Below are 21,896 nucleotides of genomic sequence, written 5' to 3' on the forward strand. Positions count from 1 at the left end.
ACAAAAACCATGGAAGGTTCTCATGAAATGGAATGGCCCATTGAAAACACTCATCAGCACATTTGCTCTAGCGACAACAGTTCTTTCTCACGCTGCACCACACTACATCAGTGTGGGTAATGACATGGCCAAAGACTTAATGAAGTCTAACAGTCATATTAAAGTGATCAAGGAAGATCATAATCACTCTCTTTTGGAAGTTAAGCAATCTGACAAGCTTGAAGCTTCGTTACTTGCACACGAAAAATTTCACCGTTGCGGTGGTTTTTTTAGCTATGAAACATTAGAAGAAGCGATCTCTGAATTTGATAATCACGCTCACTTCCAACAGAGTATGCTCTCTTTTCAAGATTATACAATCAATCAAGAATCGACTGTCTCTAAGGCCATATCAATGGCAAAAGAAGAAAATATCAGAAACGTTATTACAAAACTTTCTTCTTACCATAACCGTTACTACAAGAGTGAAACAGGTGTTCAAGCGAGTAACTGGATCTTTGATCAGTGGAAATCTCTAACGGACCACAGAAGTGATGTCAGCGTAGAGCTTTTCAATCATAGCAATTGGCCACAACCATCAGTAATTCTAACAATCAAAGGGAAATCGCCAGAAGTTGTTGTCATCGGTGGTCACGCAGATTCAATTGCAGGTTTTTGGGCCCGTCATAAAGCTCATGCTCCAGGAGCTGACGATAATGCTTCAGGTATTGCAACGATGACTGAAACAATTAGAGTTCTCATGGAAATGAACCATAGACCAGAAAAAACAATTGCATTCATGGCCTACGCTGCAGAAGAAGTTGGTCTTCTTGGATCAAAAGAAATCGCTAAAAAGTATAAGCAAGACAATGTGGAAATTGCAGGTGTTCTCCAACTTGATATGACAAATTTTAAAGGTCAAAAATGGGATATCGTTCTCATGCAAGACTATACAAATGCTGAGCAAAACACATTTATTGGCAAGCTTATTGACACATACCTGACAGGACTTGAGTGGGGATATGACAAATGTGGATATGGTTGTTCTGACCACGCCTCATGGCACCTCCAAGGTTTCCCAGCTTCGATTCCTTTTGAGTCTCGTATGAGTGAAAAAAATCACAATATCCATACAAAGAATGACACACTTGAAAGTATGGGTGGAAATGCAAATCACGCCCTTAAATTTTCTAAGTTAGCACTATCTTACGCCATCGAATTGGCGAAATAATTTAAGCCCCGATCTGGCCGCGACTCTCAAAATCTAGCGCGGCCTTTTTGGGCAATTGAATAATAAAACGATACTCTTTCAACTGTCCTTCCCGTTTATCGCCTTTAGTCCATAATTTTCCACTGTGCATTTTAATAATTTTCTCAATCTGGTTGAAAGCAAAAATACTTTTCTTATCTACCAATGAGAAGTCTGCTGTATCTCGAATAAGAAAGAAAAGATTATTTCTATTGGCCATCACTCGTAGCCATATCACTTTTTTGGTTGAACCTGTTAAGCGTTTTTTTGAATCTTCCAAAAGAAGCATTATTGCTTGTTCTAATAAAATAAAGTGGCCATGAATTGTAAGTTCATCTATTTTTCCTGAAATATTGAAGATAATTCCCTCTTCTTTAAACTTCTGTTGCAATCCCTCGTAAATTGGCCTTAAAAAGTCCTCAACATTTTTTGTCTGAATCATCGAAGACGTATCTTCTTTTGTACCTTTCAATTCCCAAAGACTATCAAAGAGCTCAGTTATTTTTAAAACTTGTTTTTTGATACTCTCTATCGAATTATTCATTTCAACCTGTTGATTTGTTGAAATTGGAATTCTAGAAATGTGCTTGGCCTTGGCCAAAATGATAGCAAGGGGATTTCTTACTTCATGTGATAAACTCGATGCAATTTTAGAAAAGGAAATAACCTTTCCAGAACGTTCCTGCTTACGCTCTAGTTTCAAAATGGTTTTCTCATAATCTCTAAGTGAAGATGTCAGATGCTCTAATTCTTTAATACCTTCTCCTTCATTAGGATGAAGCCAATCTCTCTTAGGATCATAGAGATGACTCTGTATGCGATTGAGTGGTCTTTGAATTCGAAGAGAAAGCCGTAAAACGAGATAAATACTCAAAGCAACGAGAGCAACGAGAGAAAAAAGAGTAATGAAGCTCGTTAAGATCTCTCTTTCTTTACCTATACGATCAGAATCATCGAAAAGGCGGTTTGTAAGAACTTTTGATCTTGATATTTTTGATAGAAATAATCTCATTGATTTATTTTGACCATCAATGGCCTCAGAAAGATGATCTAAAATTTTAATATATTCAGCAACTGAGGGGCTATTAATTTCTTTATTTAATCGTCGAAGCTTTTCTTTTGCCTCTAAAAGTACGGCATATTCATGATTATTAAGATAGTGACCCTTTAAACTTAGGATTTCTGAGAATTGTACAAATTGATTCCTAGAGAGTTGATTCTTTCGCACAATATCTTTTTCGATTTCACCAATTGAATAATAGATTCCAGTTTCTGAGTTTCCAATTTCTCTTCGTATACGTATAAGATTTCTCATATCATAGGCTGATTTATCGACAGCATTGTAGAGATCCTTTAAGACATCCTTATCCCTTGCATACTCATAATTTAGTTTCGTTATATGATTTAAGAGTTGCATTTTAGATGTCTCAAAATGTTTCGTATTCATTAAGACAATATCTTTAAAAAAGCGTGGGTCTTTAAAATCAAAGAGTATTATACGAAATAAACTCTCCTCATACTCGACGATTGTATGATGAAGTTGTTCATAGGATTTAATTCGCTCCTTATTTTTCTTATCAACGAGATCATTGAATAAGTAAAAAAGAACAAAACCACTAATAACAATGAAGATGGGTAAAATTCCAATAAAACGAATGTAGCGTGATAAGCTGGTTCTTTTAAACACGAATTGTCCTCACTTAGATATGATTCCATTCTAAGCTCTTTTAGCTGAAGTAATCCTTAATACTAGATAAATTTTTACTTTTGGAATATTTAGAGTCTTTTTTTCAATTGAACCTTTAAGTGAGTTATTTATAATGAACAGAGATACAATTAATAACACAGGGAAATCATGAAAAACTTAATCACTCTTATTCTCGCGCTCTTTATTTTGCAAAGCTGTTCAACTTCTATGCTAGAGAAAATTAGTGAAAATGGAGAAACTGCAAAAAAGGCCCCCTACCTCCTTGTTATTTCAATTGATGGCTACAGGCATGACTATACCCAAACCTATAGGCCAAGTTTTCTTTATGATTACATTACAAAGGGAGCTTCACGAGTAAAGTCTCTTAGGCCAAGCTTTCCAACCAAGACTTTTCCTAACCACCTGACGATAATGACCGGTCTCTATCCTGAAAAGCATGGCATTGTGGCCAACCACTTTTACAACAAAGAACTTAAAAGAGAATACCGCTTAAGTGACAAGAGTGCTGTGACAAATTCAAAATTTTATCGAGGTATCCCTTTATGGTCGCTTGCTGAGTCACAACAAATGAGGAGTGCTATTTACTTCTGGCCGGGTTCTGAAGCAAAGATCGCTGGTCACCTCCCAAGCTTTTGGAGTTCTTATGATCCAAAGGCAACACATGAAATGCGAGTAAAGAAAGTTAAAAAATGGCTTTCTATTGAAAAGAATAAACGCCCTCATCTCATGGCCCTTTACTTTAGCGATGTCGATACAGCTGGTCACCGTTTTGGGCCAAATTCATTAGAAGTAAAAGAAGCAATTACAAAAGTGGATCAGACACTTCTAGAAATTTTTCGAGTTATCAAAAAATCAAAGCTTCCTATTAACTTAGTTATCACTTCTGATCACGGAATGGCGCCAATTTATAAGAAGGTCGTCTTAAAAGAGAAACTAAGTGCCAGATCTGTGAGTCTTCTTAAGAATTACACAAGCTATGGCCATGGCCCACTCGTTCATTTTTATTTTAAGGAAGATCAAAAGCGTGATCAAAAATCTATGTCCATAGGCCTTGTACACTCTATGAACTCAGAACAACTCCCCTTTAAGGCGTATTTAAGAGAAGATATCCCTAAGCGTTTTCACTTTTCAAAAGATCCAAATATTGGAGATATTGTTATCATTGCAAACAAAGGCGTCAGTGTTTCTTTGGAAGATAAAGAGCTCCATCCAGGAAATCATGGGTATGACAACAATCATAAGACAATGCATGGAATCTTCTATGCCAGTGGTCCAAATATAAAAAAAGATGTAGAACTAGGGACTGTGGATAATATTCACATCTATCCATTTTTAGCAAAACTCTTAAATCTAGAAATCAATCATGAAATAGATGGAGAGCTTCGCTACTTACTTCCACTTTACAAAGAATCTTTAAATTCAGAACAGTAGAAATCTTCAAGAAGATTGGTTTTACTCAGAAAGTAAATAAACTCACTCATTGAGCCGGCAGTCATTTTTTGGAGGATATTGTTCTTTCGTATTTCAATTGATCGCGTCGACAGACTAAGATGTGCTGCAATTTCTTTATTGATCATCCCCTTAACGATTCCATGAACAATAGAGCGATCAATATCATCAAGTCCTTCAAAATCTTGCTCAATTTTTGAAACAATCGCTTTTTCTTTTTTAACCCTATCGCTCTCTCTAATCATGGCACTGACAGAATCCCAAAGAAGCTGTTCATCCAAAGGTTTTTCTAAGACATCGACGGCTCCAAGCTTCATGGCCTTAACGACAAGCCTAGTTAAGCAATAGGCAGAGATCACGACAAAAGGTAAATGAAACCCACGTTCACGAATCTCTTCAACCATTGTGACACCATTATCGCCTTTAAGTCGAATATCAGTGACGAGTCCATCAATGAGATCAAATTGATTCCACTGATAAAAGCTCTCAGCACTATCGAAATGAATGACCTTCACATCAAAAGGTAAAACAATGGCCTCAATAGAATTTCTTGAAATCTCATCATCATCGATGACTGCGATAGTATGGGTAAACTTAGTCATAATTTATGGTACTCGAATATAAATAAAACATAAAGAGTTCTTAATTAAACATTTGTTCGTATTGCGAAACAGTAATTCGAATATAGAAATGGGAAGTTAATATTTGTGGATATAAAATATTTATAAATATTAACTATAGATGGTAAGGATAGGATTAAATGGGGAATTCAAAAGAATTAATTGTAAACTCAATTATTTCAGAAATTGAATTTTTAAATGAATTTATAAGAAGAACTGTCGACGATAAGCAAATTAGCGAAACCATTATGCGCGGCCTATCAAAGATCAAAGATGATAGTTACGACTTAGCAAAAATCCCACGTACAGCTAATGATAAATCTCTTCTCTCTTTTAGAGAGTTTAGGCTAAATACAATTTCAAGAGAACTTGAAACTGTTGATGAAGTCTATAAACTGACAGAAAAAGAATTTGATATCCTTTATCCACTATGTCAAAAACCTAATTGTGTTGTCGATATAGGCAAGAGATCGAGCTCAACAAATACTCACTTATCTAATCTTAAAAAGAAAATTCCAGTTCTAAGAACATCACTTCAATCAAGACATGGACAAGGTCTCTATTTAAATGTCACACCAAATCAAGAGATGTAATTAGATATTTAATTTCATTAAGAATATTTGTCTCCCCGTTACCTCTAAGATAGAATAACAAAAAATTAGGAGGCTTATTATGCTTAAGAAAATGATCGCTATATCTTCACTAATGATTTTAGCACCAATTGCATCAGCTAATTGTATTAGTTTTGATCAATCACAAACTTCTATTAACTGGAAGGCCTATAAAACACCTGCAAAAGTAGGAGTTGGTGGATCTTTCAAAGAGTTTACTCTTTCAACATCTAAAGAAGCAAAATCAATTAAAGACGCGCTTAAAAAAGCAACTTTCTCTATTGATACAACTTCTGTTTTCACAAAAAACACAGCTAGAGATAAGAAAATTGCTACTTTCTTTTTCAAAACAATGGCCGATGGTGAAGTTATTAAAGGGAAAGTTGTTAATGTAACAGATAAGAAAGTAACTGTTGCTCTAACAATGAATGGAAAAACAGTAGAAGCTCCACTCGCTTATACTTTTGAGAATAACAAATTTGTTGCAAACGGAGTTATCGATGTACTCGACTTTGCAATGAATGACGAGCTTAAGGCCATCAACAAAGCCTGCTACTCTCTTCACGAAGGGAAAACTTGGAGTGATGTAAATATTGAAATCACTTCAAACTTTAAAGCATGTAAATAATTTCTAAGCGGCGCTTCTAGAGCGCCGCTTTTGATATGGCAGTTTCTAAGGCCTGATAAGACTTTTTAAAAACACCTTGCGTATAACTTTCCTTCATATCTTCTAAGACAATTTCAATAGACAAGGCACTGATTTCAAGTCGAAAAATTCGATGACAAAAATCTTCGCAGACAATGAAAATAGCGGCCATAAGTGGTATTTGTGAAGCGACAAGACCTTTGGGATATCCACTTCCATCTTCTTTTTCATGATGATTCATTATAATCATCTCAACATCTGGTGGAGCATTTGAGAACGACTTAACAATATTAACCGCTGCAAGAGGATGATTTTTAATTTTTTTAATCACCTGCCAGCTCAAGTGATCAAAACTATTTTCATTCATAGCATCGAGATATTTTTTTTCTTCATCAATCAGAGTGACATCGTGAAAAAGGGCCACAAAAACGATTTTCTCATTAAAAGACTTGGAATAAAGTCCAAGATTTTCCGCAATTAAAGGCGCCACATAGCTTATGAGTAGACAGTGTTCATAGAGATAGTCATTCCCTTTAATCTTTTGAATTAAATCAATCAAATGATCCTTTCTTTTATAGATAGAAGCAACGATTGCATCGACAACTAAATTAACATCTGAAACGACGTTCTCTCTAATACCTAACTTTCGAACTTTTTCTTGGACAAGCTCAATTGAACTTTTTTGATAATTCATTTGCTCAGTCGTCGACTCTTTACTTAGAAGTTTTCTCTTAGTTGATTCAAGAAAGTAGCTAAAGTCTTCTTTATGAAGAAAGAAAAACTCTATCCCCTTTTGAAAATAATTTTCAATTGAATCTTTAAAATTGAGTCCATGGGCCGAGTGGATCTTAACATATTTATTATCAGAGATTTTTATGTAAATATCGTAATGGCCATCACTTAAAAGAATTGTATCTTTTTTTAAAGAGAACCAGCGCATGTTATCTTTATCTATCTTAAAAAAAGTTTGAATATTAAAAATGATGCTCTCACTCAGACCAAACTCTTCATAGGGAATTTTTATATAAGGAACTGTACTCTCTAGGACTTGTCCTTCAATTTTTTGAAAATAATCTTCATCATATTCAATTCCAACAATAATATCGTCCTTTTCTTTGTCTAAATGATCGAGTACTTCTTTGGGGGAGTAAACAAAAACTTCCGCACTAAGTGCTGCTTCGATACACACTTTCTCTATAAAGTTTATCTTTTCATTTTGATCGATAACAATAACTCTCATAATTACCTAGACTCTCTTATAATTAAGTATTTTTCAATCACACGCATAAGAGACAAGCGATCTACTGGCTTTGTTAAAAACTCACTCATGCCACTATTTAAACAATCAAGACGAACCTTCTCATCTTCTTGTCCAGTCAAAGCGACAACAATGGGAGGTCTCCCCTGTCCATAGTGATCCATAATAACTCGTGTTGCATCTATCCCATTCATCATGGGCATGATGAGATCCATAAAAACAAAGTCATAACTTTTATAACGAAAGGCCTCGATGGCCTCTTTTCCATTACACGCTTCATCAGGAGCGTAACCAAGCTTCTTTAAAAATTGAACGACAACATTGCGATTGATATGATTATCTTCAACAACGAGAATGTTTGAAGGAAAGGCCTTGGCAAAATCAGAATTCTCCATGGACTTCATTGATTTTCCATCATCATCACCTTTTGGCACATCGATCGTAAATTTAACAGTCGTCCCTTTACCCATTTGAGAATCGACAGAAATATCACCTCCCATCAATTGTATAATTTTTCGACATACAGATAGGCCGAGTCCAATTGTAGAATGTGTATTGTAGTCATGCGAACGAAGTGGATTAAAAAGATTTTTAAGTTGGTTCTTTGGAATTCCTCGTCCGGCATCTCTTATTTCAAATTCTAAAACATAGAAGCGTCCATCTAAACTTTCTTCTAAAACCTTTACCGTTAAGACGATATCGCCATGATCAACATAGTGATATGCGTGAGAGATAAGTTTTTTAAGAACTTGTCTTAGTCGATCTTCATCTGTTCGAATACTGGCAGGAAGTTTTTCCATCTGCCTAACGACAAAAGAGACATCTTTACCATGAGAACTTAAATTAAAATAATCAACCAGGCTTGAAAGAAGATCGTGAACAGCAAAGCTTCTTTCTTTTAGTTTTAATTCACTCTCTTCGATTTTAGAAAAATCCATAACATCATTAATAACATCAAGAAGCGAGTTTGAAGAATCTCTAACCGTTTTAATGAGATTCTTTTGTACGACATCTAAGTTTGTATCACCAAGAATTTCAAGTGTTCCAATAATCCCATTCATAGGTGTTCTCATTTCGAGACCAATATTTGATAGAAAGAGGTTTTTAGAGAAAATAAATTCTTCTTTCTTATCGTACTTATTCTTAATAATAACGTGATTGCGCTTATAGTTCTCTAATAAGAAAAAGAGTGTTCCAAGAACAATCGAGATGGAGAGGCTAAAGAGCAGGAGAATGAAAGAAAAGAGTATAAATTGATCTTGATCCAGTCTCTGAGTCGTCTTTAGACTAAAGAGATAGAAGGACATGATAAAGCTATAAAGGGATAGTCCAACTGTTAATGACAGACTCAAATAACGATTGTCATAAATATCCTGCTCCCCGCCTTTATAAACAGAAAAGAAGAAATAAAGAGCAAAAAAGCAAAAAATCAATGAAACCGCTTCAATACCTAAAAGAAAAATAACATCTTCATTGATATTAAAGACCAACGAATAAGATGAAAATAGAAAGAGGAAAAAGAAAACTAAGAGCGAGAGAATGAAGTCGACCCATCGAGGAAGCGATGGAAAGAATTCAGTACGATTACTTATAATATAGTGAAAGATTGGTGCGAAAACAAAAACACTAAAAAATTCTGTTAGCCACATCCCCATAAAACATAACGGTGCATTGATAACTTCGATAATATTAGACTGCACCATGAATATCGTAAAAAAGCACGACATAACAAGAGATGAGAAAATACTCATAAAAAAGAAATTAATAAACTCTCTTGTTTTAGAAAAAAGAGGGACTTTAACTCTGTAGTTACGATAGAAAACAACAAAAATAAGTGGCGAAATAATATAGCAAAGGGAAGTCCCTAAAAGAGATGTCAATGAAAAGGCCTCGACATTCATAGGAAGGTAGTGACTTAAAAGAGCTAAATAAGTTCCAAGCCAGATCAAAAAGAGAGTGATCTTTTCCCTATTTGCACAAATAGCAACCGCAAATCCGGCCAAAGGCCAAATCAGAGGAACCTTCTCGTGTCCGAGTTGAATTGTCATACCTAACTTAACAAGTACAAAGGCCATGATAAGGTAGGTCAAATACCGATAAACTTTAAACATATGTCCTCATTTAGAGGGTTTATCGGTATTTTAAAGCAAAACCCTAAGGTTCCTTCTTTAATTTTATTTTAAGTTAAAGGCAACTTAAGGTAAGAGACACCATTTTCCTCGGCCTTAGGCAGCTTTCCTGCATCAATATTAACCTGAATACTTGGAAGAAGAAGCTTTGGTGCTGAAAGTGTCGCGTCTCGAGCCTTTCTAAAGCTTACAAAATCCTCACGCGAAGTTTCACCCTTGAGCTGAATGTTGCTCTTTTTAGACTCTCCAATTGTCGTTTGATACATGAGCTCTCTTCCCCCTGGTTGATAGTCATGCCCAACATAGACCTTTGTCTCATCTGGTAGCTCATAGAGTTTTTCATGAACCGAGTGATAAAGGTCCTCTGCACAGCCCTTTGGAAAGTCACAACGTCCAGTACCAAAATCAGGCATAAAAAGAGCATCTCCCGTAAAAAGTTGATCTTCAATTAGATAACTAACACAGGCCGGAGTGTGCCCTGGAGTATTGATAACTTTAATTTCGATGGGACCAACGTTAAGAACTTCACCGTCTTTGAAAAGATGATCAAATTGCTCTCCCGTTATCTTTAAACCTTCAAGATTGAAAACACCTTTAAATGTTTCTTGAACCTCTTTTATATGTTCACCTATTCCAATTTTTACATTTGGATAGTGATCTTTAAAAATTTGAGAAGAACTCAAATGATCAGCATGAGCATGAGTTTCTAAAACATAGTGAAGATTTAGCTTGTTCTGTTGAATGAAATGATGAACTCTTTCAAAACTTGTATGCGATAATTTACCAGCATATTGATCATAGTCCAAAACAGGATCAATAACGATGGCATCTTTTGTTTGTTCATCAAATACAAGATATGTCAGTGTGAAAGTTGTTTTATCGTAAAAGACTTCTATTTTCATAAGTCACCTCGCTTTATATTCATCATAAAAGATTCGCACCAAAAGAACTTTGATGACGATCAAAATTCGAGCGATTTCTTTCATTTATTGCCAGAGAATTTTTTAATGTTAAGATAGATTACATGAATCATTTTGACTTTGGAAAAGAATTATTTGATAGAATTCAAGAGCTTGCTCCTCAATCCTTAAAGCTTAGAACTTATCAAAAAGATGAGACGATTTATCATGTTGGTCACGAACCAGAGGGGCTCTATTTCATAAAAAGCGGCCTTGTGGGACTAGTTGATATTGCAAAAAATGGTGATGAATCCCTCCTTCGTGTCTTTGGTCACGAACACTTCTTTGGCCATCGCTCTCTTATTAGTGAAGAGCCTTATCATGCGACAAGTATTGCTCTTAAAAAGACAAATATCCTCTTCATTAACAAAGAAGACCTCAAGAACTTGTGCCAAGATAACAGCGAACTTCTTCTTTATATTGCCAAAGTTTTGGCAAAAGAACTTAGACGCTCGGAGATCCGTTTGAAAGATATGAGTTCAAAAAAGGTTGCTGATCGAATCATTGAGTCTCTCATCTTTTTAAAGACCAGATACCCACATCACAAGTGGACGCGAAGAGAGATCGGAGAATTCTGTGGAGCTAAAACAGAAACGGTTTCTAGAACGTTAAGCTCTCTTGAACAACAAGGACTGATCAAAAGAGAGGGACGCTCAATCATGATTCCCGAGCCTCAATTACTTCTCGACTTCATTCATAAAGAGGAAGAACGACACAAAATTTGATCACGGTCATGTTTATAAAACCCCTCTTTCTATAGAATAATAAAAAAACGGGGATAGATATTATGATTTTAGGATTCTCTCTTGCTCTTTTTATTGGATTAACCCTTGGACTCTTGGGCGGCGGAGGCTCGATTCTTACTGTTCCCATTCTCGTCTACGTTTTAAAAATGGATGCAAAACTTGCCATCGCCCTTAGTCTAGCAATCGTTGGTATCACAAGTTTATTTGGCAGCCTTAGTCATTATAAAAAGAAAAATATCAATCTAAAAATTGGAATTCTCTTTGGACCTTTTGCCATGATTGGAACTTTTGCTGGAGCAAGGATTGCGGCCTACCTTTCAGGTCAAACACAACTCATATTCTTTGCCATCATTATGGTCATTGCCTCAGTTTTTATGTTCAAGGGAAGAAAAGACCAAAAGGCCGATGAGCAAAAAGCAATCCCTCACCTTCTCGTCATGACTCTGGCCATGATCGTTGGAGTTATCACTGGAATCGTTGGTGTTGGCGGTGGTTTTATGATTGTTCCCGCCCTCGTTCTACTAGCAGGAATTTCCATGAAAGAGGCCATCGGTACAAGTCTTTTGATCATTGCTTTTAACTCTCTTTCTGGGTTTCTTGGATACCTAGGTCAAATAGAAGTTCCTTGGAAGTTTCTCCTAAGCTTTAGCTTTATGACGACCGTTGGTATTTTTATTGGATCCTATTTTGTTCAATATGTTTCTCAGCAAAAGTTAAAAAAGATTTTTGCTATTTTTCTCATTTTCATGGGAAGTGCCATTCTCTACAAAAATAGAACGGCCTTTATGGATAAAAACGAGATGACTCCTCCTCATTCAAAAGTCGACACGTCTCACTCTTACCAAAAATGGAATAGCGAGACTTTGAAAGAAGCCCATAGCAAAAATCTCTCATCGCTCTAGGGATCAACCAAAAGACTAAAATGAACTTATTAAATGAAGGAAGATGGGAAAAAATTCGAAGAACAGCATCAGAATGAGTGTGAATTTCTCCCCTCTCATAAAAACACACCGTGTCTAGATTTTGAATATAGTTGGAACTTAAGAGATTCTTGGCAAGTTCCCCCTGTAGTGGAGCGAATCTCAATTTTTTTTCTTGATCGGCCATTAAAAGATAGTCAACAAAGCCATTGCAAAGACCACAGTGCCCATCAAAAAAGACGACAAGCTCTTTTTGCACTGCCTCTTTTTTGTCTAACTCAATTTGATCTTTATCGTTACTTTGATTCATCATTTCCTTCTTTATACCGATAAAAAAGTAAATTTATAAATACGGTCTATTTTAACCTAAATTATACATTTTTTAGAATGGTCATCTTTAAAGAAAAAAGGCTTAACCATTCATTTTTAATCGGTTAGAATGGTCAAGAAATTCAATACATTATTTTTTTATTTCTCACCATTTCAAAGGGGTAAAATTCCTATGGCATCTACACTGTGCACGTATTTAAAAACATCTGTTATGAAAAAACAGGTGATGGCCGTGACAGGACTCCTTCTTTGTGGCTTCTTAGTAACCCACTTAATCGGAAACTGTCTTCTCTATGTTGGATCTGACGCATTCAATGCTTACGCTCATGCTCTAACAAGTAACAAGCTTATTTATGTTGCTGAAGCAATTCTAGCATCAATCTTTCTAAGTCACATTGGACTTGCAATTCGCCTAACAGTTGAAAACAAAAAAGCAAGACCAGTTGGTTACTACATGTCTCAAATGACAGGAAATGGAGCAACATTCGCTTCAAGAACGATGCCTTATACAGGTTTAATGATTCTTATCTTTCTTGTCCTTCACCTTTTCAACTTCAAGTTTGGTCCTGTTTACATGACAACTCTTGATGGTGTTGAAGTGAGAGATATCTACAAAACTGTTGTTGAGTACTTCCAGAGCCCACTAAACGTTCTTTGGTACATCGTAGCAATGATCGCTCTTGGTATTCACCTTTCTCATGGATTTTGGTCAGCGTTCCAGTCACTTGGATTTAGCCATCCAAAATACAACTGTACTCTAAAACTAACTTCAAAACTTTTTGCAGTAGTTATTGCTGCTGGATACATCGCTCTTCCAATCTACTGCTACCTGATGGGGGGTAAATAATGACGGATATTAAAAAACTAGATGGTAAAATCCCTGAAGGCCCACTTAGAGACAAGTGGACAAATCATAAGTTCAACATGAAGCTTGTTAACCCTGCTAACAAGCGTAAATATAGCGTAATCGTTGTAGGAACTGGTCTTGCCGGTGCCTCAGCTTCAGCAACACTTGCTGAACTTGGTTACAACGTTAAAACATTCTGTATTCAAGATTCTGGTCGTCGTGCTCACTCAATTGCCGCTCAAGGTGGTGTGAACGCTGCGAAGAACTACCCTAACGATGGTGACTCAGTGTGGAGACTTTTCTACGACACAATCAAAGGTGGAGACTACAGAGCAAGAGAAGCTAACGTTTACCGTCTAGCTGAAGTTGCCAATAACATCATCGACCAATGTGCAGCTCAAGGTGTTCCTTTTGCTCGCGAATACGGTGGAACTCTTTCTAACCGTTCATTTGGTGGAGCTCAAGTATCTCGTACATTCTACGCTCGTGGACAAACGGGACAACAACTCCTTCTTGGTGCTTACCAAGCAATGATGAAAGAAGTTGGAAAAGGTAAAGTTAAAGTTTACACAAGACGTGAAATGGTTGAACTCGTTGTTGTTGACGGGAAGGCCAGAGGGATCATTACAAGAAACCTCATCACTGGTGAATTTGAAAAATACTCTGCTGATGCTGTTCTTCTCTGTACTGGTGGATATGGAAACACTTACTTTCTTTCTTCAAACGCTATGGCCTCTAACGGTTCAGCGGCTTGGAAAGCTTATAAGAAAGGGGCCATGTTTGCTAACCCATGTTTCACTCAGATTCACCCAACGTGTATTCCACAACACGGTGAATTCCAATCAAAGCTTACACTCATGTCAGAGTCTCTAAGAAACGACGGACGTGTTTGGGTTCCAAAGAAAGAGGGAGACAAACGTCACCCTAACGAAATTCCTGAAGAAGAAAGAGATTACTACCTAGAGAGAAAATACCCATCTTTTGGTAACTTAGTACCTCGTGATGTTGCTGCTAGAAACGCAAAGCAAGCTGTTGATAGTGGTTGTGGTGTTGGATCAACTGGTGTTGCCGTTTACCTCGACTTTGCTGATGCCATTCAAAGAGATGGTCTTGATGCCATTAAAGCTCGTTACGGTAACCTCTTTGATATGTACGAAAGAATTACTGATGAAAACCCTTACGAAGTTCCAATGAGAATTTATCCAGCTGTTCACTATACAATGGGTGGACTATGGGTAGATTACAACCTTATGACGACAGTTCCAGGTTGTTTTGCTCTTGGTGAAGCAAACTTCTCTGATCACGGCGCTAACCGCCTTGGAGCTTCAGCTCTTATGCAAGGTCTGGCCGATGGTTACTTCGTTATTCCATACACTCTTGGTGATTACCTTGCCAGTCAGAACCTCATCAACTTAAAAGTTGACGAAACAAATCCTGAGTTTGACAAGGCCATGTCTGATTCAAAAGAGAGATTCTCTAAACTTCTTGGAGTTAACGGAACTCGCTCTGTAGACTCTTTCCACAAAGAGCTTGGTAATATCATGTGGGAATACGTTGGTATGGCAAGAACAAAAGAAGGTCTTGAAAAAGCTGTTAAGCAAATTAAAGAACTTCGTGCAGAATTTTGGAAAGACGTTAAAGTTACTGGTTCTGCTGATGGGATCAACGTTGAGCTTGAAAAAGCAAACCGCGTTGCTGACTTCCTAGAAATCGGTGAACTTATGGCAAGAGATGCTCTTACAAGAGAAGAATCTTGTGGTGGTCACTTTAGAGATGAGTATCAAACAGAAGAAAATGAAGCGAAACGCGATGACGTTAACTTCATCCACGCTGCTGTTTGGGAATACGCTGGTGACGAGGTTGACCCAATTAGAAACATTGAAGAACTTAACTTTGAAAACGTTAAGCTAACTCAAAGATCATACAAGTAATTTGGAGTAAAATATGAGTTCAGATAACCTAATGACATTAAACCTAAAAATTTGGAGACAGAAGAACTCCAAAGATAAAGGGTCAATGGAAGATTACGTCATTGAAAACGTAACTCCAGATGCATCTTTTCTTGAAATGCTTGACCTTTTAAATGAAAAACTTGTTGCTGAAGGAATCGACCCAGTTGCCTTTGATCACGATTGTCGTGAAGGTATTTGTGGGATGTGTTCTTTAATGATCAATGGTCAAGCACACGGTCCAGAAGCAGAGACGACGACTTGTCAGCTTCACATGAGAAAGTTCAAAGACGGTGACACTGTTGTTATCGAACCTTTTAGAGCGAAGGCCTTCCCTGTTCTTAAAGACCTTATGATCGATAGAACTGCATTTGATGATATCATCGCCGCTGGTGGTTTTGTTTCAGTCAACACAGGAAATGCACAAGATGCAAACTCTATTCTAATCCCACAATCAGATGCTGAACTTTCAATGGATGCAGCTGCTTGTATTGGATGTGGAGCTTGTGTAGCTAGCTGTAAGAACGCTTCGGCCATGCTCTTTGTTTCGGCCAAAGTTTCTCAACTTGCTCTTCTTCCACAAGGACAAGTTGAATCTGAGCAACGTGTTCAAAACATGGTTGCTAAAATGGATGAGCTAGGATTTGGTAACTGCACTAACGAAGCTGAGTGTGAGGCCTCATGTCCAAAAGGAATTGAGATTTCAAACATTGCACGTATGAACAGAGACTTCCTCTCTGCTGCTGTAAAATCAAAAGCAACACCAAAGAAATAATCGAGGGCCCCTCAATCGAGGGGCTTTTTTTTGCCTAATTTTCACAATATTTTTTACACACACCAAATTACACACCGTGAAATTAATATAAGCATATGAAATTACAAGAATTATGCTTTACCATTTCTTACATCTCAAATGTTGGCCAACACTCCCCCTTACCCGACCTTTTTGCACCACTTTTCCCGTACTTTCGGCCCATTTCTTACTTCGTTCTAACTTTTTCTTACATTGTGGGTGGTTTTCTCCATTGTTGACAAAGACGCCATGACTTCCTCCAGTTTTCTCCCTATTATTCCCCAACTTAATGGGGAGAATATGAAGAAACTACTACTTATCGCATTGACTACAACTCTTGCTACTAGCTCTCTGGCCCAGTCCACTGCTACGACACTCTCAGGCTCACTTGAAAGTGAATCGACAAGTGCTGTTAAAAATTGGAATGTTTCAGTTAGCTCGACAACTTCTGCAAGTGTTGTTGAGGCCGACAGCTATGATAACTACGTGAACTCATCACTATCAGCTAGGCTTTCCTACAAGTTAAACGACAGACTCACTGCTCAGTCTTCAGTGGCCGCAGCAAAAGAGATGAAAGGAGCAAGAAAACAGTACTTCTCAAGTGCTTATCTTGGACTTTCTGGTCTTATTAAGAGCTTTAACTCAGATATCTCACTCTCTGGTCTTACTCGCGTCTATTTGCCAGTAAACGCTAATTCGAGAAGAGATACAACGTTCAATGGTAGAGTTATGGCGGGTCTTTCAGGATCATTCAATCTTGCGAAACTAGGGCTTAAATATGTAAGTCTTACATTGAGCTCAACTGGTGCGAAAAATTTTCATGAATTTAAAAGAACCCGCACCAATAGTCCAAATACAAACTACTATGTCACAAATACGGCCGCCCTAGGTTATGCACCTTTTAAGAAAGTTAGTTTCTCATTTTACTTTTCTAACACTTCTAGATGGGATTATGAGAACAAGACAAAAGGTGACACTTTTTCAATGGGACAAAGTGTTTACTGGGCGCTTGAGCAAGGTTTCAGCATTAGTGCTGGTCACGACCTAGGTGGACTCACTTACGGTTACACAGGTGACAGTTTAGACGTTGCTCTATTTGATAAAAATAAATCAAGTGTTTATACGAGCGTTAGCTACGTGTATTAATAGGATGAGGAGAAAGGGAATGAAAAAACTTACGATGCTTGCCACACTTACAATGAGTGCTTTAGTGCTTGTTGGATGTGCTAAGGACAAGCCTTACGATGAAGTTTACAAAGCTCCTGAGGTTGGTAGTAAAGGACTCTATCAAATCACTCAGAAGGTAACTCAAAAAAATGGATCTGTTTCAGATGAACCTGTAAAGTATCTTTACGTTCCAATGACAATGGGAACTCCAAGAGAAGTTCCTGAAGCAATGCCATTCTATCAAGGGCAAGAAAAAATTGTTCGTCTTCAATGGTCAAAAGATGGTCTTGAAGTTCTAGAAGTAGAAAAAGATGAGCGTTTTTCTGACAATGATCTTAACGACACACCAGTATTAACGATTCCAGGTAATCAATTATCTTACCGCTGTCGTGAAGATGCTTATGGTGAGTGTACAAATAATGAGGAAGTAAACTCTGAGCAAGAGTGGTACGACACAACTCACTTCAAACCAGATTTTGAAGGTCTAAAAGTTAAAGAAGTTAACGAACTTGACGTCTTTGCTCTTAGAAGTAGCTGTCTATCTCCAAACGGAACAAAACTTGTAGACTATGAAGTTCAACCTGGTGTTATCAACGTTGAACTTGAAAAAACTTATAAAGTTAACAAGTCTTGGAACTGTCTATGGACGAACTACATTAGAGATAATTTCTCTTACAATGGTTTCAAAGTTAGATTTTTCTATTCTCTCGTACGTCTTGATAAACTTGCTAGCCCAGGTTACAAGGCCGTTGACTACCCAACTCCTGACCATGATGAATTCGGTTACTTTAAAAACGAAGAACTTGTTCTTAAAGATGACTTTGATTCTCAAAGAAAAGAAAGAAAAATCCTTCTTAACCGTTGGAATCCAGAGAGAAATAATGGTGAACTCGTTTACCACCTTTCAGATTCATTCAACAAGCCAGAGAATGCACTTTTAAAGAAAGCAACTTACGATACAATTGAGGCCATGAACAATGGACTTAAAAAGATCGGAAGTCCTTTTACAATTAAATTAGAGGAGCCTTCTGGTAAGAAATCTGGAGACCTTCGCTATAACATGGTCGTTCTAATTGACGATCCACTAGCAAACGGACTTCTTGGATATGGGCCAACAGTAACAAACCCACAAACAGGTGAGATTGTTCAAGGTCACGTTAATATGTACGGTGGTGTTCTTAAGGCAATGACTCGCTCTGTTTATGAGTCAGCTGTAGATATTTCTATTGATGAAGTTAATGAGAAAAAAGGTGAATCAGTAGCACAAGTTCGCTTTGCTGTTGCACCATCTGCACTTGGTAACCTACCTGAGTCACTTGCTGTAAGTAATATTCAAACTCAAAAGGTACCACTACCAAGTCAAATTCAACCACTACCTACAAAGCAAGCTCCAGCAGTAGCATCAAAAAATGCTGAAGTTGCAAGTAGCAAAATGAATGTTCATGCACACTCGCATGCACTTAAAGGTAAATTACACAATCATGACCACCATGCCTTTGAAAGAAGAGCTCAAGAGCGTATTTCTACAACAAGAGATATGAGACTTGATATCGCTCAAAGCATGAACAAAGAAGAGCTTGATGACTTCCAAAAAGAAGTTCAAAAAGAACAAGAGCGTCTTAACCATTATGCAGAAAATAATGCTTATGCGACAGAGTTCTTCCAAGTTGGTGGTACAGCAAAAGTTATCTACCCAGAGCTTCTTGCTATCGCAGACATTAAGAATGAAGATGGAACACTTAAAAGATGGAACGAGCTTAGCGCTTCTCAAAAGAGCAAAGCTACAGATATCATTCTAGTTAAGTCTTACCGTTCAACTCTTGTTCACGAATTTGGACACAACCTTGGTCTACGTCACAACTTCATGGGATCATGGGACAAGGAAAACTTCTATACAAAAGAAGAAGCTAAAACAGAACTTGGTCTAGATGATGCTCCAGCATACTCTTCGATCATGGACTACGGATTTAGCCAATTCAACGAGCTTAATGCTTTTGGTAAATACGACCTAGCAGCACTTCGTTTTGCTTACAAAAGAGAAGTTGAAACAAAAGATGGTTCAATTGTAAAAGTTAAAGGGGCCGTTTCAGATCTAGAAAAAGAGCTTAAGGCCAATGGTCAAGAGCTTAAGTCATACCAATACTGTACAGATGAAAACGCTGGTCTTTCTTCTATGTGTAACCGTTTTGACGAAGGGACAAGCCTTGTTGAAATTGCTAACCACAGAATTAAGCGTTACAAAGATTACTACAAATACAGAAACTTCAGAGATGAGCGTCTTAACTTCTCTACTTACGGACTTGGTTCATACGTAGTATGGAGATACATCGAGCTCTCTGGAATTCGTGATATCTTTGAAGAGTATGAATTCTTCACAACATTCTTTGGAAAAGACCTTATGGCCCAAGGATGTTCACCACAAGATACGGCACAGTATCCAGTGTGTAAGCAAATCAACGACCGTCTAGAAGCGACTAAAATTGTTGGTAACTTCTTCATGGACGTATTAAAGACTCCAGATCACCTTTGTGCTGTTGTTAACACAGCTGATCCAAGAGTTGTTACTGAGTACAAGAAGCTTTCTGAAATCTATGATGACATTAAGTACACAATGTCTGACAAAGGTCGCTACGATGTTGTAACAAGCTGTTTCGATGAAGAAGTTGTTGCAAAACTTGCAGAAGATAGCCTCGTTCCTGTTGCAGAAAATGGAAAATTCCTAAACAGCTTCAGAGACACAAACCCAGAATACAAGTACTCATCAGACATCGCTGTTCGTGGATACTGGGTTGATAAAGTTATGGCAATGAGAATGCTTTTCAAAAGAGAGTGGTATAGACCATCAACTGACGATGAGCACATGGCCCTTGTTGATCTTCCATTTATTTATGAAGACGCTAAAAATGTAATTAATCACTTAGCAATGGGTGAACCAATGAATGCTCCTCTACCATTTACAATGGCAGATGGTCAGAAAGTTGTTCTTCCTTACGCTATTGCGAAAGACTACAAAATCAACAACCCAGAAGATGCTTTTGTATGGGTAAAGATGTTCCTAGGACTACCACTAACAGGTAAAGGAAACCTTATCGATACAACGCTTGCACAAATTGAGAAATCTGGTGTTGATTATGGTGAAGACTATAGAGATCAAGCTTACTTAACAGCTAACTACGCTTCAATTAGAAGACTAAACATCTACCTCTCTCTTGATCAAAGACCTGAGGGATTCTCTTACCTGAGAACAAATGATGATAGAGTTTATGCTGCTAATGAGAATAACACTGTTGCTTACTCGATGCTTTCAACTATCAATGGAAAAGAAGTTCTAGACAGTGCAAATAGCGAACTCATTACAAAAGTGCTTGAGCAAAGAATGAATCCACAAGCACCAGCAGAGTTAACAGATGCTCAAAAAGCATACTTCTCACTAGACGAATCTTGGCAAGTAGCTCTTATTAACTACGCAAACCAGGGTGCGCAGTTCACACTAGAGATCTTTTCTCAGCAATTTGGTGCTGAACAAGGACCACTACTGTTTGAGATCTACACAGCTGGAGCACAAGCGATGAGTGAAGTTGTTACAATCAAAGATCAGATTGCAAACACACCAAGCTCAGATGAAGAAAAACCACTCTTTGATCTACCTATTGCACTACTTTATAACTATGCAAATGGGTTTATCACTGATGCGCTTGTAGATTACTACAAAGCACAACTAAGAGTTCTTCCACGTCACCGTTACAGAAATGACGATGGAACAAGTGTCTTCTCTTTTCTATAGAAAAAATTGACATACAATTGACACAAAGGGCGGCTTAGGTCGCCCTTTTTTATGCTAGAATTTTAATATGAAAAAACTAGCAACAATCACCTCTCTCTTTCTAACTCTTCAATCTCTTGCCATCTCTCCAGGACAAAAGGCCCCCTCTTTTACACTTATTGACCAAAACAACAAAGAAGTCACACTAAGTAACTTCAAGGGGAAAACGGTCGTTTTAGAGTGGTATAACAAAGGTTGCCCTTTTGTTAGAAAGCACTATGATTCAAGTAATATGCAAAAGTCTCAAGAACTAGCAAAAGAGAAAGGAATTGTTTGGCTAAGTATTGTCTCTTCTGCAGAAGGTAAACAAGGCCATCTCACAGATGCAAGTGAAGCTCTATCTCAACTTAACAAAGAGAAATCCAAGGCCTCTCACCTTCTCTTAGATACTACAGGTAGTGTTGGAAAGGCCTATGGAGCAGTGACAACGCCACAGATGGTCCTCATTGATAAAAATGGTATTGTCCAATACCAAGGGGCAATAGATAGTATCCCAAGCGCTAACCCTGCTGATATAAAGGATGCGACAAATTATATTGAAAGAGCAATGCTGGCTAACCTTGATGGCAAGGAGATTAGACCATCAAAAACAAAGCCTTATGGGTGTAGTGTAAAATACTAATAAGCGAAATTGTCCACTTGTATGCTTTTTGCTATAGTTGAACACTATGTTTATCTACAACTCTACGACACTTTCTTTTCAAAAAAAATGT

At 37.4% G+C, this 21,896-nt stretch carries 18 protein-coding genes; 12 read left to right on the plus strand and 6 right to left on the minus strand.

The genetic code is table 11. The features are described 5' to 3' along the window. Window positions 1-22 precede the first annotated feature (22 nt). On the plus strand, window positions 23-1,210 hold the full coding sequence (locus HBN50_RS09255; protein ID WP_273869421.1) for a M20/M25/M40 family metallo-hydrolase: 1,188 nt from the start codon (window positions 23-25) through the stop codon (window positions 1,208-1,210). A 1-nt stretch (window position 1,211) separates the two neighbouring features. On the opposite strand, the gene HBN50_RS09260 is transcribed toward HBN50_RS09255, so the two are convergent. Further along, window positions 1,212-2,915: a hypothetical protein gene (locus tag HBN50_RS09260; protein ID WP_273869422.1), complete on the minus strand. Its 1,704-nt coding sequence runs from the start codon at window positions 2,913-2,915 to the stop codon at window positions 1,212-1,214. Between the two features lie 168 nt (window positions 2,916-3,083). Here HBN50_RS09260 and HBN50_RS09265 point away from each other — a divergent pair, with 168 nt between their 5' ends. Next, entirely contained in the window at window positions 3,084-4,367 is a 1,284-nt protein-coding gene (locus HBN50_RS09265) for an alkaline phosphatase family protein (RefSeq protein ID WP_273869423.1), read from the plus strand. On the opposite strand, the gene HBN50_RS09270 is transcribed toward HBN50_RS09265, so the two are convergent. Next, window positions 4,337-4,987, minus strand: a complete 651-nt coding sequence (locus HBN50_RS09270; RefSeq protein WP_273869424.1) for a response regulator transcription factor — start codon at window positions 4,985-4,987, stop codon at window positions 4,337-4,339. The genes HBN50_RS09265 and HBN50_RS09270 overlap by 31 nt on opposite strands. Before the next feature lie 158 nt (window positions 4,988-5,145). On the opposite strand from HBN50_RS09270, the gene HBN50_RS09275 reads away from it, so the two are divergent. After that, window positions 5,146-5,598 carry a hypothetical protein gene (locus tag HBN50_RS09275; protein ID WP_273869426.1) on the plus strand — a complete coding sequence of 151 codons (453 nt, stop codon included), beginning with the start codon at window positions 5,146-5,148 and terminating at the stop codon, window positions 5,596-5,598. Window positions 5,599-5,677: 79 nt separating this feature from the next. Beyond that, window positions 5,678-6,244, plus strand: a complete 567-nt coding sequence (locus HBN50_RS09280; protein WP_273869427.1) for a YceI family protein — start codon at window positions 5,678-5,680, stop codon at window positions 6,242-6,244. A 16-nt stretch (window positions 6,245-6,260) separates the two neighbouring features. Here the strand turns inward: HBN50_RS09280 and HBN50_RS09285 are convergent, their stop codons facing one another. From HBN50_RS09285 to HBN50_RS09295, 3 genes are all read right to left on the minus strand, one after another. Continuing rightward, a complete protein-coding gene (locus HBN50_RS09285; RefSeq protein ID WP_273869428.1) occupies window positions 6,261-7,502 on the minus strand; it encodes an HD-GYP domain-containing protein in 1,242 nt (413 codons plus the stop codon). A 2-nt stretch (window positions 7,503-7,504) separates the two neighbouring features. Beyond that, window positions 7,505-9,631: a response regulator gene (locus HBN50_RS09290; RefSeq protein ID WP_273869430.1), complete on the minus strand. Its 2,127-nt coding sequence runs from the start codon at window positions 9,629-9,631 to the stop codon at window positions 7,505-7,507. 68 nt (window positions 9,632-9,699) lie between these two features. Continuing rightward, window positions 9,700-10,551 (minus strand): MBL fold metallo-hydrolase, encoded by an 852-nt coding sequence (locus tag HBN50_RS09295; RefSeq protein ID WP_273869431.1) that lies wholly within the window; start codon window positions 10,549-10,551, stop codon window positions 9,700-9,702. Between the two features lie 122 nt (window positions 10,552-10,673). On the opposite strand from HBN50_RS09295, the gene HBN50_RS09300 reads away from it, so the two are divergent. Both HBN50_RS09300 and HBN50_RS09305 read left to right on the plus strand, forming a co-directional pair. Further along, window positions 10,674-11,333, plus strand: a complete 660-nt coding sequence (locus HBN50_RS09300) for a Crp/Fnr family transcriptional regulator (RefSeq protein WP_273869432.1) — start codon at window positions 10,674-10,676, stop codon at window positions 11,331-11,333. 62 nt (window positions 11,334-11,395) lie between these two features. Next, entirely contained in the window at window positions 11,396-12,256 is an 861-nt protein-coding gene (locus tag HBN50_RS09305; RefSeq protein WP_273869433.1) for a sulfite exporter TauE/SafE family protein, read from the plus strand. Here HBN50_RS09305 and HBN50_RS17615 read toward each other — a convergent pair. Next, entirely contained in the window at window positions 12,138-12,587 is a 450-nt protein-coding gene (locus HBN50_RS17615) for a thiol-disulfide oxidoreductase DCC family protein (protein ID WP_443135166.1), read from the minus strand. The genes HBN50_RS09305 and HBN50_RS17615 overlap by 119 nt on opposite strands. Before the next feature lie 189 nt (window positions 12,588-12,776). Between HBN50_RS17615 and HBN50_RS09310 the strand changes: the two genes are divergently transcribed. The 6 genes from HBN50_RS09310 to HBN50_RS09335 all read left to right on the plus strand — a co-directional run bounded on the left by HBN50_RS09310 (window position 12,777) and on the right by HBN50_RS09335 (window position 21,805). Next, window positions 12,777-13,451 (plus strand): succinate dehydrogenase cytochrome b subunit, encoded by a 675-nt coding sequence (locus HBN50_RS09310; protein ID WP_273869434.1) that lies wholly within the window; start codon window positions 12,777-12,779, stop codon window positions 13,449-13,451. Next, the gene (locus tag HBN50_RS09315) at window positions 13,451-15,382 is read left to right on the plus strand and encodes a fumarate reductase/succinate dehydrogenase flavoprotein subunit (protein ID WP_273869435.1); all 1,932 of its coding nucleotides are present in this window, start codon (window positions 13,451-13,453) and stop codon (window positions 15,380-15,382) included. Before HBN50_RS09310 ends, HBN50_RS09315 begins: the two co-directional genes overlap by 1 nt. Before the next feature lie 31 nt (window positions 15,383-15,413). Then, window positions 15,414-16,175 carry a succinate dehydrogenase/fumarate reductase iron-sulfur subunit gene (locus tag HBN50_RS09320; protein WP_443135171.1) on the plus strand — a complete coding sequence of 254 codons (762 nt, stop codon included), beginning with the start codon at window positions 15,414-15,416 and terminating at the stop codon, window positions 16,173-16,175. A gap of 318 nt (window positions 16,176-16,493) precedes the next feature. Next, entirely contained in the window at window positions 16,494-17,339 is an 846-nt protein-coding gene (locus tag HBN50_RS09325) for a hypothetical protein (protein WP_273869437.1), read from the plus strand. A 19-nt stretch (window positions 17,340-17,358) separates the two neighbouring features. Further along, entirely contained in the window at window positions 17,359-21,144 is a 3,786-nt protein-coding gene (locus tag HBN50_RS09330; protein WP_273869438.1) for a zinc-dependent metalloprotease, read from the plus strand. Window positions 21,145-21,211: 67 nt separating this feature from the next. Then, window positions 21,212-21,805, plus strand: coding sequence for a redoxin family protein (locus HBN50_RS09335; protein WP_273869439.1), 594 nt, complete (start codon window positions 21,212-21,214; stop codon window positions 21,803-21,805). Window positions 21,806-21,896: the final 91 nt, after the last annotated feature.

The organism is Halobacteriovorax sp. GB3 (assembly GCF_028649655.1).
In the GTDB taxonomy this organism is placed as follows: domain Bacteria; phylum Bdellovibrionota; class Bacteriovoracia; order Bacteriovoracales; family Bacteriovoracaceae; genus BSW11-IV.

Excerpts from the sequence above, each read along its gene's own strand:
- HBN50_RS09255 (WP_273869421.1), top strand. The coding sequence starts at position 23 with ATGAAATGGAATGGCCCATTGAAAACACTCATCAGCACATTTGCTCTA.
- HBN50_RS09265 (WP_273869423.1), top strand. The coding sequence starts at position 3,084 with ATGAAAAACTTAATCACTCTTATTCTCGCGCTCTTTATTTTGCAAAGC.
- HBN50_RS09270 (WP_273869424.1), bottom strand. The coding sequence starts at position 4,987 with ATGACTAAGTTTACCCATACTATCGCAGTCATCGATGATGATGAGATT.
- HBN50_RS09275 (WP_273869426.1), top strand. The coding sequence starts at position 5,146 with ATGGGGAATTCAAAAGAATTAATTGTAAACTCAATTATTTCAGAAATT.
- HBN50_RS09280 (WP_273869427.1), top strand. The coding sequence starts at position 5,678 with ATGCTTAAGAAAATGATCGCTATATCTTCACTAATGATTTTAGCACCA.
- HBN50_RS09285 (WP_273869428.1), bottom strand. The coding sequence starts at position 7,502 with ATGAGAGTTATTGTTATCGATCAAAATGAAAAGATAAACTTTATAGAG.
- HBN50_RS09290 (WP_273869430.1), bottom strand. The coding sequence starts at position 9,631 with ATGTTTAAAGTTTATCGGTATTTGACCTACCTTATCATGGCCTTTGTA.
- HBN50_RS09295 (WP_273869431.1), bottom strand. The coding sequence starts at position 10,551 with ATGAAAATAGAAGTCTTTTACGATAAAACAACTTTCACACTGACATAT.
- HBN50_RS09300 (WP_273869432.1), top strand. The coding sequence starts at position 10,674 with ATGAATCATTTTGACTTTGGAAAAGAATTATTTGATAGAATTCAAGAG.
- HBN50_RS09305 (WP_273869433.1), top strand. The coding sequence starts at position 11,396 with ATGATTTTAGGATTCTCTCTTGCTCTTTTTATTGGATTAACCCTTGGA.
- HBN50_RS17615 (WP_443135166.1), bottom strand. The coding sequence starts at position 12,587 with ATGATGAATCAAAGTAACGATAAAGATCAAATTGAGTTAGACAAAAAA.
- HBN50_RS09310 (WP_273869434.1), top strand. The coding sequence starts at position 12,777 with ATGGCATCTACACTGTGCACGTATTTAAAAACATCTGTTATGAAAAAA.
- HBN50_RS09315 (WP_273869435.1), top strand. The coding sequence starts at position 13,451 with ATGACGGATATTAAAAAACTAGATGGTAAAATCCCTGAAGGCCCACTT.
- HBN50_RS09320 (WP_443135171.1), top strand. The coding sequence starts at position 15,414 with ATGACATTAAACCTAAAAATTTGGAGACAGAAGAACTCCAAAGATAAA.
- HBN50_RS09325 (WP_273869437.1), top strand. The coding sequence starts at position 16,494 with ATGAAGAAACTACTACTTATCGCATTGACTACAACTCTTGCTACTAGC.
- HBN50_RS09330 (WP_273869438.1), top strand. The coding sequence starts at position 17,359 with ATGAAAAAACTTACGATGCTTGCCACACTTACAATGAGTGCTTTAGTG.
- HBN50_RS09335 (WP_273869439.1), top strand. The coding sequence starts at position 21,212 with ATGAAAAAACTAGCAACAATCACCTCTCTCTTTCTAACTCTTCAATCT.